The organism is Gordonia sp. G4, from assembly GCF_057770005.1.
The window spans coordinates 1,430,455-1,446,268 of record NZ_CM173442.1 but is presented as its reverse complement, the minus strand read 5'-3'; the positions used below and the strand labels follow the sequence as shown (position 1 = coordinate 1,446,268).

Below are 15,814 nucleotides of genomic sequence, written 5' to 3'. Positions count from 1 at the left end.
CACGGACAGCACAGAACCGTGCAGCCTCGACACGATCGGCGATCCGGTTTCCTCCTACGGTGATCCGAAGGTCGCCGACCGCGCGCTGCGGTGGGCAGGAGGAGCGCTCGGAGCTTGCGGAGGGCGCGGCAGTCCTGCTCCCTGCGGAGCGCTTGGAGCTTGCGGAGGGCGCGTCACGAAGGGTCCGGCGACCGGGGTTCGAAAAGCACCCGAACGGTGCCACTCACATTAGCGAGTCCGCATGTCCGACAACCGCACCCGCGGCCGCACCATGTGAGTCGCGGTACGCCTGTAGCGTGGTGTCCTGTCACCACGTGTGCAAGCACATCGGATAGCGAGGACCCCACATGGCACTTCATGCACTGCTCGCCAAGGCCGGCGCGACGGTCGCCACCGGCTTCGTCGGAGCCGTCGCCTACGACGCCGTACGCACCGTCGCCCGACGCGCCCCGCTGCGTGAGGGAGCCGTCGTGGCGACCACGTGGGGTATCCGTGGAACACGCAAGGCCGAGGAGGTCGCGGAGTCGGTGCGACTCAACACCGCCGACATCGTCGCCGAGGCGAAGGAACGGCTGGGCGAGGAGTCGACTCCGCCGGGAACCGCCGTCGCACACGATCACGACCACGATCACTGAATGGTGAGCACGTCCGCGCCGACGTACTCGCCGGAGCTGCAGCCGACCGACATCGTCGTCCGGTCGTCGGCGGCGGGCCGGGTGCGTATGACGGTTCCGTGGTTGCGGGTCACCGATCGCACTGTCGCCGACCGTCGTGCCGTGGCCGTCGAGGAGAGCGTTGCCCGGGTGACCGGTGTGCGCGCCGTGCACGCCTACCCGCGGACCGCCTCGGTCGTCGTATGGTTTCGGGCCGACACCGACCGGGATGCCATCGATCATGCGATCGCGGCGGCCACTCACGCCGACCCCGCGAATCTTCCTGACCGCGCACCGCATTCGGCCGACGTCACCAATGCCGACCTGCTGCGCATGGGGATAGGCGCGGGAGCCCTGGTCCTGCTGGGTTTCCGGCGCTACGGGTTCCGCCGCCCGCCGCTGCTCGGGCCGGCCTCGCGCACCGTCGCCACCGGTGTCACCATCTTCTCCGGGTACCCGTTCCTCCGCGGCGCGCTCCGCTCGCTCCGTGGTGGCCGGGCCGGGACCGATGCGCTGGTCTCGGCCGCCACGATCGCGAGCCTGCTCCTTCGCGAGAACGTGGTCGCGCTGACCGTGCTGTGGCTGCTCAACATCGGTGAGTTCCTCCAGGACCTCACGCTACGACGCACCCGACGCGCCATCGCCGAGCTCCTCCGCGGCACCCAGGACACCGCCTGGGTTCGACTCTCCGACGGCACCGAGGTGCAGGTCGCCATCGACGCGCTGCACGTCGGCGACGCGGTCATCGTGCACGAACAGGTCGCCGTCGCGGTCGACGGTGTGGTCGTCGACGGTGAAGCGGTGGTCGACCAGTCCGCGCTCACCGGCGAGAACCTCCCGGTGACCAAGCACGTCGGCGACCGCGTGCAGGCCGGCTCGGTGGTACTCACCGGCCGGATCGTCATCGAGGCCCACGCGGTCGGCGACGACACCTCGATCGGTCGGATCATCGGCCGGGTCGAGGAGGCTCAGCGCGACCGCGCTCCCATCCAGACGGTCGGGGAGAACTTCTCCCGGCGGTTCGTACCCGCGTCGTTCGCGTTGTCGGCGCTGACGCTGCTGGTGACGCGCGATCTCCGTCGTGCGATGACGATGCTGCTGATCGCGTGCCCGTGTGCGGTGGGGCTGTCCACCCCGACCGCGATCAGCGGCGCCATCGGGAACGGCGCGCGGCGCGGAATCCTCATCAAGGGCGGATCGCACCTCGAGGCTTCGGGACGGATCTCGGCGGTGGTGTTCGACAAGACCGGCACGCTGACCGTCGGGCGCCCGGTCGTGACCAACGTCGTGTCCTTCTCCGACGACTGGCAGCCCGAACAGATCCTCGCCTACGCGGCCAGCTCCGAGATCCATTCGCGTCATCCGCTCGCCGAAGCGGTCATCCGGTCCACGGAGGAACGTCGCATCGAGATCCCGACGCATGCGGAATGCGAGGTCATCGTCGGACTCGGCATGCGCACCCGCGCCGAAGACGGGCGCGTGCTCCTGCTGGGTAATCCGTCACTCCTCGACCGGCACGGCGTCGCGATCTCCGACGACGCCATCGGCTGGGTGGACCGCTTGCGGCAGGCGAGCGAGACACCGCTGCTGCTGGCCGTCGACGGCACGCTCGTCGGTCTGGTGAGTCTGTCCGACGAGCTGCGTCCCGAGGCGCGTGAGGTGCTCGACGCGCTGCGTGCCGACGGGGTCACCGAGATCGCCATGCTCACCGGCGATCACCCGGTCACCGCGGCGACCATCGCCGCCGAACTCGGCATCGAGCGGTGGGCCGCCGAGGTCACCCCTGACGACAAGCTCGCGGTGGTTCGTGAGCTGCAGGCCCTCGGCCACGTGGTCGCGGTGGTGGGTGACGGTGTGAACGACGCCCCCGCGTTGGCCGCCGCGGACATCGGCATCGCGATGGGGTTGGCCGGAACGGATGTCGCGGTCGAGACCGCGGACGTCGCGCTAGCCGGGGACGACCTGCGCAAGCTGCTCGACATCCGCGATCTGGGTTCGCACACCGTCGAGGTGATACGACAGAACTACGGTATGTCGATCGCCGTCAACGCCCTGGGGCTGGTGATCGGCGCGGGCGGTGCGCTCTCGCCGGTCCTCGCCGCCGTGCTGCACAACGCATCATCGGTTGCCGTGGTGCTCAACAGTTCTCGGCTCATCCGGTATCAGGTCGAACCGGCTCCGTCGGCGTCGGCGGAGGAAGTCCGCGCATGACCGAGGTACCCACGACGACCGCGACCTTCGAGTGTCCGGCCGGGACGATCATCGCTCGCACCGACGGACAGGTCGTGCGCGCCACCGGGATCCGCTTCGCGCAGGCGGCGCGCTTCGAGGTTCCGTCCCCGCAACCGCCGGCCGACGAGCCGATCGATGCGACCTCGTGGTCGCCCGCCTGTCCTCAGCGCAACGGCGAGGGGATCGTCCACGACACCTTCGGCGATGCCGCGCTGGGCGAGATGGTCGGCGACGAGCACGCCCAGTACGTGTCGGTCACGGTGCCGGTCGACCGTCGACCCGACGAGGCTCTCCCGGTGATGGTCTGGATTCACGGCGGGTCGTACATCATCGGCGCCGCCGACGCGCCCTGCCACGATCCGGCGGCGCTGGTCGCCGAACAGCGGGTGGTCGTCGTGTCAGTGACCTACCGACTGGGATTGTTTGGGTTCCTCGGCGACGGCATCAACCGGCCGGCGAACCTGGGCCTGCTCGACATGATCGAAGCGCTGCGCTGGGTTCAGCGGAACATCGCGTCCTTCGGCGGCGATCCCAACGCCGTCACCGTCTTCGGCGAATCAGCCGGCGGCGACGCGGTTGCACAATTGATGGCGGCCGACGGCGTGACGGGCCTGTTCCGCCGCGCCATCATCCAGAGTGCGCCCCTCGGCATCACCCGACGTCGCGAGCGGTTGCATGCGGACATGTTCGCTGCGTCGCACCAGGTGTCGGCGTCGGCGACCGTCGACGAGGTCCTGGCCGTCCAGGAGTCGATGATGGGACTCAAAGCGATTCTGCAACATGGACTTCCGGCGTTCATGTCCTTCGGTCCCCAGTACGGCCACCATCCGCTGCCACCCGAGGACGAGGTGGACGCGGTCTGGGAGAGTCGAGCGCGGGACGTCGAGGTCCTCATCGGCTGGTGCAGCCGCGAGGCCGCGTTCTTCACCGCGGCGATCGACGGGGTGTCGTCGCTCCCCGCGGTTCCGTTGGTCGGCAACCGCCTGTACGAATGCCTTGTCCAGCAACTCACCCGTGCCATCTACACGTCGGCGGCCGACCGCTTCGCCCGACGCCACCGACGCGCCGGAGGAAAGGCCGCGCAGTACGTCATCGACTGGGGCGCAGCAGATCACCCGCTGCGCGCCGTGCACACCGTCGACATCCCGTTGCTGTTCGGAACCCCGGAGATCTGGGCCGGCGCCCCGATCCTGGCCGGCCACGACGCCGATCGGGCTGCCGAGGACGGCCGCACGTTGCGACGGATCTGGGCGGACTTCGCTCGCGACGGATGGACCGCGCCGGCTGATGTGCCGGGCCTGATCCGCTTCCGTTGACCGCGGCATCGCGTAGCGCGAATGCGACTGTACCCGCGGTCTCACCACGGATTGGGCGTCTGCAGCCGAATCGCGCGAAGCCGTCGACGCCCGGCGGTGGAAGCGCCGCGAGGTCAGTCGGCCGGTCGTTCACCCACGGCAATCAGTGTGTCGCAGTCGACTTCGGTGATCCCCTCTCGTCTGCCAGCCGCTGCAGGAACCCGACTCGCACGTCCTCGACGGCGTCGGCGTCCAGGTCGGCGAGTGCGCCGCGCAACCCGCTGCCGAGGACCATCGACCAGGAGAACTCGTCGGTCCGTGGTACGCGCAGGTCGAGAACTGACGCGGACACCTCTTCTGCGCCAAGCGATTCGAGCCACCTGACGATCTTCTCCTCGGTGTCGATCCGCGTGATGGGGTGAGGCGGTCCGTCGGACGGGGCACGCGGACCGGGTGGCGGCGGCGTGTTCGTCACGCGGGCGACCTCGGCGAAGTAGGCGCCGGTGAAGTCGTGGAGTGCGTCGTCATGTTATACCGCGACTGCGAGACGACCACGTGGGCGCAGGAGGGGCAGTAGTTTGCGCACCGAGTCGTCCATGTCCGGCAGAAAGAACACGCCGAAACCGCATGTGATCACGTCGTATTCGCCGCGCTCCCGGCCGGGCAGCGCGGTCACGTCGTCGACCCGGAAGTCGATGTTGCGCAGACCGGCCGCATAGGCGCTGGTTCGGCCACGCTCCACCAGATCGGCGGCGAAGTCGACTGCCGTGACGTGCCCGTCGGGTCCGACGACCCGCGCGGCGGCCAGCGCGCTGGCACCGGTGCCGGAACAGATGTCGAGAACCTCATCGCCCAGCGCGACCCGTGCCCGAGCAACGAGGGTCTCGCCCGCCGGACCCCAGACGAGGGGAGTCACCAGGTCGAAATCGGGACTGGTCGAGTTGAAGATCTCGGCGATGCTCGGGCCTGGCATGGGTTCAGCGTAGACGTGTTGACAACGGTTCCCGATAAAGTGGCGGACGTCTCAATCCTCTGCCGACAGAACGGAGCCGTCCCTGATGGACCGCGTCCGGCTAATGCTGCTCTTGATCTACTTGGTCCTTCCCATCGACCTGATTCCCGACTTCATCCCCGTTCTCGGCTACGCCGACGACGCGATCATCGTGGTGTTGGCGCTGCGCTCGGTCGTCCGCCGTGCCGGCCAAGATGCGCTCCGGCGCCATTGGCCCGGCAGCGACGACGGTCTGGTCGCGGTGCGCCGCCTGGCCGGCATCGGCGATCCCACAAAGCCGATGGACCCATAGCCCGAGTCGGCTGCCTCGGACGTGCTGGTACATGTCCGACCCTCATGCGAACATGTGTGGCTCTTCTGACGTCGAAGTGGGTTCCTTTTCGCGAGCCTAACGCACGCAACGCCCAGTCTCGCTTAGGTTTTGATTTGCGAAGAACAAGACCAAAGGAGTGGGCGTTGCGCACTGTCAGAGTACTGCAGAAGTTGCTCGGAATCGAGCGTGCCCGTGTTGTGGGTGTCAGGTTCGATGAGGATGACCGCGGGCAGATGGTGGTCGTGTCGCTGGAACTGCACAAGAACGCACGATCACGGTGCCCGCAATGTAAGAAGCGCTGCCCTGGTTACGATCAACCTGCGGCGCCGCGACGGTGGCGACATCTCGACATGGGCGGTTGGCGGTGCTTCCTCGAGTTGCCCGCCAAGCGTGTGCAGTGTCCTCGCCATGATGTGAAGACTGAGTTGGTTCCGTGGGCACGTCCGGAAGCGAAGATGACCAGGGCGTTCGACGACACCGTCGCATGGCTGTGCGCGCACGCCCCGATGACCGCGGTCAGTGCCTATCTGCGGGTCTCCTGGCGGACGGTATCTCGTATCGTCGAGCGCGTGGTCGACGACCATGTCGGACTCACTAAACGCTTGAACGGGTTGCGGCGCATCGGTATCGATGAGATCGCCTATCGCAAGGGCCGCCGGTACCTGGTTGTCGTGGTCAATCATGACACAGGTCAGTTGGTATGGGCGGGTGAGGGCGCCAAAAAGGAGACGATCGAGCGGTTCTTTGATGAACTGGGTGATGTGCGCGCACGCAGGATCACCCATATCAGTGCTGATGGCGCCGAGTACATCGGTGCGGTCCTCGCCGAGCAGGCGCCGGGGGCGTACTGGTGTATGGACCCATTTCATGTGCTGCAGTGGGTCAATCAGGCGTTGGACCGGTGCCGGTCTCGGGTGATGAGTCGGATAGCCGGCTTGTCGAAGGTGGAACGTGGCCGGTTGAGGTGGGCGTTGTTGAAGAATCCTGACAGCCTCACCGAGAACCAGGAGCGGTTGCAGTCCATCGTGGTCAGCGATGCCAACAGTGTGCTGGCCCGTGCGTATCAGATGAAAGAAGAGATACGGCACATACTTTCAGGTGCCTACTTGTCATGTTGGGCGCCGTTGCGGCGGTGGTTGAAGAAGGCGGAGGCTTGTGACATACCAGAGATTCGCACCCTGGCGCCGAGTATCCGTAAACGTGAGGTCCAGATCTTTAACGCGGTCGAGTGTCAGATGAGCAATGCGCGAGTCGAAGCAACGAACTGCCATCTGCGGTCATTGACAAAGCGGTCGTACGGATTTCACACTCCCGACGCTTTGATCGCGATGGCGAACCTCACCAGGGGCGGCGCATGCCCAGAACTCCCACATCGAAACTGACCGAAAACCGCCCACTTTCAGATCAGGAGATCCACATGTGTTCTATGCGCATCGAGCGGCGGGAACGGCGGGATCCGTCGATCCTGCATGCCGATCTCGACTCGTTCTACGCCTCGGTCGAGCAGCGGGACGACCCCTCGCTTCGCGGCCGTCCGGTTCTCGTCGGCGGCGGCGTCGTCCTCGCGGCGAGCTATGAGGCCAAGGCCCGCGGGGTGCGATCGCCGATGCCGGGCCACGAGGCGCGGGCACTCTGTCCCGACGCGATCGTCGTCCGGCCGCGGTTCGAGGCCTACATGGAGGCGAGTCGGGAGGTCTTCGACATCTTCCACGACACCACTCCCGTGGTCGAGGGGATCTCGGTCGACGAGGCCTTCCTCGACGTCGGGGGGCTCGGCCGGATCAGCGGTACGCCGCACGACGTCGCATCGACGATCCGACGCCGCGTCCGCGAGGAGGTCGGTCTCCCCATCACGGTCGGCGGAGCACGCAGCAAGTTCCTCGCCAAGGTCGCCAGCGCCGTCGGCAAGCCGGACGGCCTGCTCATCGTCGAGCCGGGAACCGAACTCGACTTCCTGCATCCGCTCCCGGTCCGTCGACTCTGGGGGGTCGGTCCGGTCACCGAGGCCAAGCTGCACGACGCAGGAATCGAGACCGTCGGCCAGCTGGCGGCCCTCGGGGAGCGGTCGTTGCGCGGCATCGTCGGGTCGGGTGCCGGACGGCACCTCTTCGCGCTGTCACTCGCCCAGGACCCGCGTCGGGTGGAGACCGGCAAACGACGCAGCTCAATCGGTTCACAACGCGCGCTCGGCCGACGTCCGAAGTCCGAGGCCGACCTCGAGGCGACCATCACCGCGATCGTCGAACGATTGGGCAAACGGCTCCGAACGGCCGAACGGGTCTGTCGGACAATCGTTCTGCGGTTGCGCTTCGACGACTTCACCCGCGCCACCCGGTCTCGCACCCTGCTGGAGTCCACCGACCGCACCGACCTCATCATGGCGTCGGCGCGCGGCCTCCTCGCCGACGCGATGCCGATCATCCGCGAACGGGGATGCACCCTGGTCGGGTTGTCGCTGACGAACCTCGACGACCACGACAGCATCCAGCTGACCCTGCCGTTCGACACCGATCACGCCGGCGCCGGGAGCCGAGCGAGCGGGCCGACAGCAACTGGAGCAGAACTCGACGCGACGATGGATCTGCTGCGGGACCGGTTCGGCCGCGACTCGGTCACCCGCGCGGTGCTCATCGGACGCAACCACGGCGACGACGCACCGATGCTGCCCGACTAGCGCGAAAAGCGCGAAACGCTACTTATGCGCTCAAGCGTGACTGTGATGCCGGTGACCCCAACACTTCTGATGTGACCACCCGATGTGGTCGCCCTCACATCCGCTGCAGAATCGAGTAAGACAATGTTGGTAGCCCTCGGCCTCGGGATGGTCGCCACCTTCATGGTGCTGATCATCACCAAGCGGGCCACGCCCGTGGTGGCGCTGATCCTCGTGCCCGTCGCCTTCGGCCTCTTCGCCGGTGCCGGCCTCGGCATCAGCGACATGATCACCGACGGCATCAAAGACCTCGCACCCACCGCGGCGATGCTGTTCTTCGCGATCATCTTCTTCGGCATCATGATCGACGTCGGACTCTTCGATCCGGTGGTCCGGGCGGTCGTCCGCGCGGTGCACGACGACCCGGCACGCCTGGTGGTCGGAACCGCGGTGCTCGCCGGCGTCGTGTCGCTCGACGGCGATGGTTCCACGACCTTCATCATCACGACGGCCGCACTGCTGCCGCTGTACCTGAAGCTCGGCGTCAGCCCGGTCGTCCTCACGGTCGTCGCCGGACTCACCAACGGCACGATGAACATCCTGCCGTGGGGCGGTCCCACCGCCCGCGCCGCAAGTGCGCTGAACATCGACACCAACGACGTCTTCGTCCCGATGGTCCCCGCGCTGGTGGCGGCGCTGGTCGTCGTGCTGCTCTTCGCCTATCACCTCGGTGTGCTCGAACGCCGGCGCATCGGCAAGCTGGAGATCCGGGATTCGATCCTCGCCCCGAAGGAAGAGGTGCTGGTCGGCGCCGGTGGCGGAACCGGCCTGCCGCCGAAGGGCCGTCGGGCAAGCAGTTCGGGTTCGAGGGGAACGGGCCCGGGCGCCTACGACGACGCTCCCACCGGCGATCACGATCTCAGCCGCCCCGTGGCGGGCGCCGATGACGACGACCGCGACGCATCCTTCTCGGGCGTCCTCGACCCCAATCGGGAAACCCTGCGCCCCAAGCTCTTCTGGGTGAATGCCGGACTCACCGTGGCCCTGCTGGCCATCCTCGGTGCCGACATCGTCGCCATCCCGGTGCTGTTCATGATCTTCGCCGGCATCGCCCTGGCCATCAACTTCCCGCACATCAAGCAGCAGCAGGAGGCCATCACCCGGCACAGCTCGAGCATCGTGTCGGTGGTCGCCATGGTCCTCGCCGCCGCCGTCCTCACCGGCGTGTTCAACGGCACCGGGATGGTCGACGCCATCGCGCACTGGCTGGCCGATGGCATCCCCGACTGGATGGGCCCCCACATGGCCATCGTGATCGGCGTGCTCTCGATCCCGCTCACCTTCCTGATGAGCAACGACGCCTTCTACTACGGGGTGCTGCCGGTCCTGTCCGAGACCGCGACCCGCTACGGCATCGACCCCACCGAGATGGCGCGGGCATCGATCACCGGCCAGACCGTGCACATGCAGAGCCCGCTGGTCCCGGCGATCCTGCTGCTGGTCGCACTGGCCGGGGTCACCCTGGCCGACCACCACAAGAAGGTCCTGTGGCGCGCCACGGTCGTCTCGCTGGTGATGCTCGCCGTCGGGGTCCTGGTCGGGGCCATCCCGTTTTGATCCGGCATCGATGACCGCGATCCAGGAGCGCAGGTGTCGGACACCCTTCGTGACGGCCCTCCGCAAGCTCCGGGCCTCCTCAGGGAGCGGGGGTGACGGCGCTCCGCAAGCTCCGGGCCTCCTCAGGGAGCGGGGCCCGGGTCGCCGCGTCGGCGTGCCTGCCCCACAGCGAGCATTAGGCTGACGTCATGCGTTTGCGGACGCAGGTGCTGCTCCTGCAGCTGGCGGTGATAGCGGTCAGCCTCGCGGTCGGGTTCGGTCTGGTCATCGCCGGAGCCGACGACCGGGTGCGCGACGAGTACGCACAGCGCGCGCTCGCCATCGCGCAGTCGGTCGCCGCCGACGCCGAGGTCCGCAGCGAGGTCGCCGCCCATCCCGGTGACCGGGTGGACGCGGCGGACCTGGTCGACGGCCCGCTGCAGCGGCAGGCGGCGGCAGTACGAGCCCGGACCGGAGCCCTGTTCGTCGTCATCGGCAACGACCGCGGCATCCGTCTGGCACACCCCGAGGTGACGGAGCTCGCCAGGACGGTCTCCACCGACCCGTCGAAGGTGCTGTCCGGATCGAACGAGGTGAACACCGACCGGGGCACCCTCGGCGAGTCGGTCCGCGCGAAGGTCCCGGTCCTGAACGCCGACGGCGCAGTCGTCGGGTTCGTGAGCGTCGGTGTCTCCACCGAACGCCTGGGCTCCGAGACCCGCACCGACATCGTCGCGATCGCGCTCCTCGCGCTTACGGCACTGGGTATCGGCGCGGTGGGTTCGGTGCTGCTGGCCCGTCGTTGGCGCCGACTCACCCTGGGTTTGGAGCCCGACGAACTGGCCGAGCTCGTCCGGGAACAGGGGGCCGTGCTGCACTCGATGGCCGACGGGGTGCTCGCCGTCGACGCCGACGGCATCGTGCGCGTCGTCAACGACAGGGCGCGTGCGCTGCTCGACATCGACGCCCCGGTCGGCACCCCCGCCGGCGACCTCGGCCTGACCCCGCGGGTGGCGACCGTCCTGGCGACGCCGACCGACGAACCCCTCGCCGCCGGTGTCGGCGAACGGGTGGTCCTGGTGAGTTCCCATCGGGTGCAGGCCGACGGTCGCGACCTCGGCATGGTCCTGTCGGTGATCGATCGCACCGACGTCGAAGCACTCAGCCGCGAGGTGGATTCGATCAAGTCGATGAGCACCGCCCTACGCGCACAGCGCCACGAGACCGCCAACCGGATGCACGTACTCGCCGGCCTCCTCCGGCACGGGCACGCCGACGAAGCGCTCGCCTACCTGGACGAGGTCACCGGAACCGGACCGGGAGGGGCGCTCCTCGCCGGACTCGACAACGTGCGCGAACCACACCTCCACGCGTTTCTCGACGCGAAGGCGGCTCAGGCGCGCGAGCGCCGGGTGGTGCTGCGACTCGGCGACCAGACCTGGATTCAGGGCGTACTCACCGAACCCGTCGTCGTCACCACCGTGCTCGGCAACCTCGTCGACAACGGGATCGATGCCGCCGCGTCCGGACCGGACGGTGGACAGCCCGGTGAGGTCGAGGTCGAGGTCATCGCCGACGGCGACACGGTCCTGGTCACCGTCGGGGATTCTGGACCCGGCATCGCTTTCGACGACCCCGACGACGTCTTCGCCGAGGGCGCCACGACCAAATCCGGCGCGCACGTACCCGGCGGCCGCGGTATGGGACTCGCCCTGGCCCGGCAGATCGCGCGCCGGGTAGGCGGCGACGTGTGGGTCGCCGATGCGGGGGGTCGCGGCTCCGCGGATGATGACGAACCGGGCGGGGCCGTGTTCGTCGCCCGCCTGCCCGGCGTGCTCGCGCCGACGGACGAGGCCGAAGACGACTCGTACAGCCAGACCGACGAACCGGGAGTGACCCCATGACCGACGACCACGGCGTCCTGATCGTCGACGACGACTTCCGGGTCGCGGCGTTGCACTCCGCGATCGTCGACGCCGTCCGGGGCTTCACCGTGCGAGCCCGGGCGGGCAGCATCAGTGCGGCACGTCAAGCCATCGCCGAACATCCCGACATCGATCTCGCACTCCTCGACGTCTACCTGCCGGACGGTTCGGGCATCGAACTGGTCGCCGAACTCGACTGCGACTGCTTCATCGTCGGTGCCGAGACCGACGCCTCGGCGGTACGAGGCGCGATGCGTGCCGGTGCGCTCGCCTACCTGATCAAACCCTTCGACGACGCCGACCTCGCGCGTCGGTTGGCCGGCTATGCCCAGTACCGGCGGATGCTGGCGGGCGAGAACGTCGACCAGCACGCCGTCGACGCAGCGCTGTCGGCACTGCGGTTCGGCACCCGCGCCGCGGACCGGGCCGAGGGTGGCTCGCCGACCGAACAGCGCATCCTGGCGTTGTTCGCCGAGGGCGCTCCGCTGTTCGCCGACGATGTGTCGCGGGAGATCGGCATCGCGGCACCGACCGCGCGGCGGCACCTCGCGAACCTCGTGGCGGCCGGACGGTTGACGATGTCGCTGCAGTACGGCGCCACCGGCCGGCCCCGGCAGGAGTACCGGCTGCCCGGGGCGTGACAGCGGGATCGGTCGGCACGGGACGCGGGGACCGGCCCGAGGATTAGAGTGGTGATCCATGACGATGCATGTCGAGACCGGGAATCCGGATCTGATCACAGTGGATGTCCCGACCCATTGGTACAACCTCGCCGCCGAGCTCGACTCGCCGATCCCGCCGCACCTGCATCCGGGCACCAAGGAACCGGTCGGGCCGGACGATCTCGCCGCGTTGTTCCCGAGCGGCCTCATCGCGCAAGAGGTGTCCACCGAGCCCTACATCGAGATCCCCGAACCGGTGCGCGAGATCTACCGGATGTGGCGGCCGTCGCCGCTGATCCGCGCGCGTCGTTTCGAGGAGGCGCTCAACACCAGGGCGCGGATCTACGTGAAGTACGAGGGTGTCAGCCCGGTCGGCAGCCACAAGACGAATTCGGCTGTCGCGCAGGCGTACTACAACAGCCTCGACGGCGTCACCAAACTGACGACGGAGACCGGAGCCGGTCAGTGGGGGAGTGCACTGGCGTTCGCGGGTGCGCAGTTCGGCATCGACGTCGAAGTGTGGCAGGTCCGTGCGTCGTACAGCTCGAAGCCCTACCGGGGGTTCCTCATCCGCACCTACGGCGGGACCATCCACCCCAGTCCGTCCGAGCTGACCGAGTCGGGTCGAGCGATGCTCGCCAAGGACCCGAACACCACGGGCAGCCTGGGCATGGCCGTCAGCGAGGCCGTCGAGGTCGCCGCCTCCAACCCCGACACCCGTTACGCGCTGGGCAGTGTGCTCAATCACGTGGTGTTGCACCAGAGTGTCATCGGGCAGGAGGCCGTCGATCAGCTCAACGCGGTGGAGCCGGGCGGTGCCGACGTCGTGTTCGGCTGTGCCGGAGGCGGTCGAACCTCGCGGGGTTGTCGTTCCCGTTCCTGCGGGAGAAGCTGCACGGCCGCTCGGACCCGCGCGTCATCGCCGCCGAGCCCGCCGCGTGCCCGTCGATCACGCAGGGGGAGTACCGCTACGACCACGGTGACGTCGCCGGACTCACCCCGTTGCTCAAGATGCACACGCTCGGTATGGATTTCGTGCCCGACCCGATCCACGCCGGTGGTCTGCGCTATCACGGCATGGCGCCGGCGCTGAGCCACACGGTGGAGCTCGGTCTGGTGCAGGGTGTCGCCATCTCCCAGCACGACGCGTTCTCCGCGGGCGTGCAGTTCGCCCGGACCCAGGGCATCGTCCCGGCTCCCGAGTCGACGCATGCGATCGCGGCCTGCGCCTCGCACGTCGCCGACAGCGACAAGGACGAGGTCGTCGTGATCGGACTGTCGGGCCACGGGCAACTCGATCTGCCCGCGTATGCCGAGTTCCTCGAGGGCAACTTCTGACTCGACCCGGAACCGTGATCCCGGCGATGCGGACGGTCGGCATCGACCTGTCCGCATCGCCAGCGAAAACTGCTGTCGCATGCGTCGATTGGGATGCCGACAAGGCCGTGCTCACCGATCTCGTCGTGGGCGCGGACGACACCGCCGTCCGGCGCCTCGTCGAGGGGTCGACCCGCATCGGGATCGATTCGCCCTTCGGCTGGCCCGACGAGTTCGTCGACTTCGTCGTCGCGCATCATCGCAACGACTTGTCGAAGGGGCGAGAACTCGACGACATCGCCCGTCGACGACCACTTGCATTACGTCGCACCGATCTGCGGATCGTCGACGCCGGTGTCGGTCGCCCGCTCAGCGTGTCGGCAGACCAGATCGCGCACGTCGCGTTCCGATGCGCCGGCCTGCTCGCGGACCTGGGAGTCGACGACCGCGTCGACGGGTGGGCGGTCGAGGCGTACCCCGCTGGGGCACTCAAACGATGGGGACTGACCTCGCGCGGATACAAACGGGCCGCCAACGTTTCGGTGCTCGCCGGACTCGTCGTGGCATTCGAAGAAGCTGCGCCATGGTTGGATCTCGGCGATCATGCCGAGACCATGGCCCGTGACGACGACGCGTTCGACGCCGTGATCACCGCACTGATCGCGCGTGCCGCCGAGCTCGGCCGGACCATCTTGCCCGATGCCACCGACCGGCCGGTCGCCGCGCGGGAGGGTTGGATCCACGTACCCACCGCCGAACTGGCGGAACTGATCTGAGTCGTGGTCTCGATCAGTCCAGCGACAACCGCATGAGCACGCGTGGGAATCCGGCGAGGACGGACGAGGTGTCGGCCGCCTTGGTGAAACCGGCCTTCTCGAACAGGCCGCGGGTCCCGACGTAGGCCATCGTCAGATCGACCTTGGCGCCCTGATTGTCGACGGGGTAACCCTCGATCGCCGGCGCGCCGTTCGACCGCGCATAGTCGACGGCCCCGGCCAGCAGTGCGTGCGAGATCCCCTGCTTGCGATGACCGGGGCGGACACGGATGCACCACACCGACCACACCGGCAGGTCGTCCACGTGCGGGATCTTCCGGTTCCGGGCAAAGCTCGTGTCCGCGCGCGGTGAGACGGCCGCCCAGCCGACGACCTCGCCAGCGTCGTCGTAGGCGAGGACCCCCAGCGGAATGCCGCTGTCGCACAGCTCTTTCACGAACTCTCCGCGCTGCTCGCGGACCAGCTCCTGGTTCTGCTTGCTCGGGATGCGGTAGCTCAGACACCAGCACACGTTCGACGTCGGCTTCTTCGGACCGACCATCGTGGCGATGTCGTCGAAGATCGTCGCGGGCCGGACCTCGATGGGCATGCGTCCATCGTCGTCGGCTCGGTCCGGGACGGCAAGCGGGCCGGTGTCAGCCCTGTGGCTGTCGCTCACGCCCCTGCTCCCTCATCCGAAAGAACGACATAACCATTGCTCCCTGAGGTGCGAGGAGCGCCAGCGACGAGCCACGAAGGGTCAAGGAGCCGACTGTGCCGGTCCGGCCCCGAAGACGGTCCGGTACCAGATCGCGGTGAGGATCTCGATGGCCGTGTCGTCGTCGGGGACGGGCCCGGCGGCGTCGCCGCGGACCGCAAGCCAGGTCCAGCACGTGGATTCGAGGGTCGCGACCAGTGCGGACGCCAGCGGTTCGAGCGGCAGGCCGATGGAGTACCCCGCGCGCTCGGCACCGTGCAGACCCGACAGCACCTGCTTCACACCGGATACCCGGTTGGCCAGCCAGCGGTTGCGGAAATCGTCGTCGGTCATCGACATCTGGAACAGGCCGATGATCTCGGGCAGGTACTTCTTGTACGTCGTCCAATACGCGGTCACGGCCGCGCGGACGCTCGCCTCCGGGTCGGTGTGCCGGGTCGCGAGCGACTGCTCCACCACTTCGTCCGAGAATTGATCCAGCAGGGCTTCGAGCAGCCGGTCCTTGCTGTCGTAGTAGTTGTAGAACGAACCGGTCGAGCGGCCGGCAGCGGCGGAGATGTCCGAGATCTTGGTGTTCAGGTAGCCTTTTTCGGCGAACGTCCGGCGCGCTGCGTCGAGAAACGCGGCCTCGGTCTGGCGACCTTTGTTCGTCGGCGGCACCATGAGCTCCTTCCGCGGACCGA

At 68.0% G+C, this 15,814-nt stretch carries 13 protein-coding genes and 2 pseudogenes; 11 read left to right on the top strand and 4 right to left on the bottom strand.

The window, feature by feature from the left end:
* The first annotated feature begins 347 nt into the window (after nt 1-347).
* The 3 genes from AC3B5T_RS06385 to AC3B5T_RS06375 are packed head-to-tail and all read left to right on the top strand — an operon-like array spanning nt 348 to nt 4,201.
* Nucleotides 348-635 (top strand): DUF1490 family protein, encoded by a 288-nt coding sequence (locus AC3B5T_RS06385; RefSeq protein WP_058252919.1) that lies wholly within the window; start codon nt 348-350, stop codon nt 633-635.
* Entirely contained in the window at nt 636-2,864 is a 2,229-nt protein-coding gene (locus AC3B5T_RS06380; protein WP_068972119.1) for a heavy metal translocating P-type ATPase, read from the top strand. It begins immediately after the preceding gene.
* Entirely contained in the window at nt 2,861-4,201 is a 1,341-nt protein-coding gene (locus AC3B5T_RS06375) for a carboxylesterase family protein (RefSeq protein ID WP_068972120.1), read from the top strand. Before AC3B5T_RS06380 ends, AC3B5T_RS06375 begins: the two co-directional genes overlap by 4 nt.
* A 142-nt stretch (nt 4,202-4,343) precedes the next feature.
* Here AC3B5T_RS06375 and AC3B5T_RS06370 read toward each other — a convergent pair whose 3' ends face one another.
* Nucleotides 4,344-4,655 (bottom strand): hypothetical protein, encoded by a 312-nt coding sequence (locus AC3B5T_RS06370; protein WP_223259022.1) that lies wholly within the window; start codon nt 4,653-4,655, stop codon nt 4,344-4,346.
* Between the two features lie 54 nt (nt 4,656-4,709).
* Nucleotides 4,710-5,153 (bottom strand): class I SAM-dependent methyltransferase, encoded by a 444-nt coding sequence (locus tag AC3B5T_RS06365; RefSeq protein WP_223259023.1) that lies wholly within the window; start codon nt 5,151-5,153, stop codon nt 4,710-4,712.
* 58 nt (nt 5,154-5,211) lie between these two features.
* On the opposite strand from AC3B5T_RS06365, the pseudogene AC3B5T_RS06360 reads away from it, so the two are divergent.
* The 8 genes and pseudogenes from AC3B5T_RS06360 to AC3B5T_RS06325 form a co-directional block, all read left to right on the top strand.
* Nucleotides 5,212-5,484: pseudogene (locus AC3B5T_RS06360) on the top strand (YkvA family protein); the annotation flags it as partial.
* A 164-nt stretch (nt 5,485-5,648) separates the two neighbouring features.
* On the top strand, nt 5,649-6,887 hold the full coding sequence (locus AC3B5T_RS06355; RefSeq protein WP_165629364.1) for an ISL3 family transposase: 1,239 nt from the start codon (nt 5,649-5,651) through the stop codon (nt 6,885-6,887).
* A gap of 44 nt (nt 6,888-6,931) precedes the next feature.
* Nucleotides 6,932-8,179: a DNA polymerase IV gene (dinB, locus tag AC3B5T_RS06350; protein ID WP_488358754.1), complete on the top strand. Its 1,248-nt coding sequence runs from the start codon at nt 6,932-6,934 to the stop codon at nt 8,177-8,179.
* 123 nt (nt 8,180-8,302) lie between these two features.
* Nucleotides 8,303-9,775, top strand: a complete 1,473-nt coding sequence (locus AC3B5T_RS06345) for a CitMHS family transporter (RefSeq protein WP_058252914.1) — start codon at nt 8,303-8,305, stop codon at nt 9,773-9,775.
* A gap of 188 nt (nt 9,776-9,963) precedes the next feature.
* Nucleotides 9,964-11,658, top strand: coding sequence for a sensor histidine kinase (locus tag AC3B5T_RS06340; RefSeq protein WP_488358442.1), 1,695 nt, complete (start codon nt 9,964-9,966; stop codon nt 11,656-11,658).
* Nucleotides 11,655-12,320, top strand: coding sequence for a response regulator (locus AC3B5T_RS06335; protein WP_159371702.1), 666 nt, complete (start codon nt 11,655-11,657; stop codon nt 12,318-12,320). The genes AC3B5T_RS06340 and AC3B5T_RS06335 overlap by 4 nt, the downstream gene beginning before the upstream one ends.
* A gap of 58 nt (nt 12,321-12,378) precedes the next feature.
* Nucleotides 12,379-13,679 (top strand): annotated as a pseudogene (locus AC3B5T_RS06330) (TrpB-like pyridoxal phosphate-dependent enzyme).
* Nucleotides 13,680-13,705: 26 nt separating this feature from the next.
* Nucleotides 13,706-14,434, top strand: coding sequence for a DUF429 domain-containing protein (locus AC3B5T_RS06325; protein WP_058252967.1), 729 nt, complete (start codon nt 13,706-13,708; stop codon nt 14,432-14,434).
* 13 nt (nt 14,435-14,447) lie between these two features.
* Here the strand turns inward: AC3B5T_RS06325 and AC3B5T_RS06320 are convergent, their stop codons facing one another.
* Together AC3B5T_RS06320 and AC3B5T_RS06315 are read right to left on the bottom strand one after the other, a co-directional pair.
* The gene (locus AC3B5T_RS06320) at nt 14,448-15,023 is read right to left on the bottom strand and encodes a GNAT family N-acetyltransferase (RefSeq protein ID WP_472892097.1); all 576 of its coding nucleotides are present in this window, start codon (nt 15,021-15,023) and stop codon (nt 14,448-14,450) included.
* 150 nt (nt 15,024-15,173) lie between these two features.
* Nucleotides 15,174-15,791 (bottom strand): TetR/AcrR family transcriptional regulator, encoded by a 618-nt coding sequence (locus tag AC3B5T_RS06315; protein WP_068972321.1) that lies wholly within the window; start codon nt 15,789-15,791, stop codon nt 15,174-15,176.
* Between the last annotated feature and the right edge of the window lie 23 nt (nt 15,792-15,814).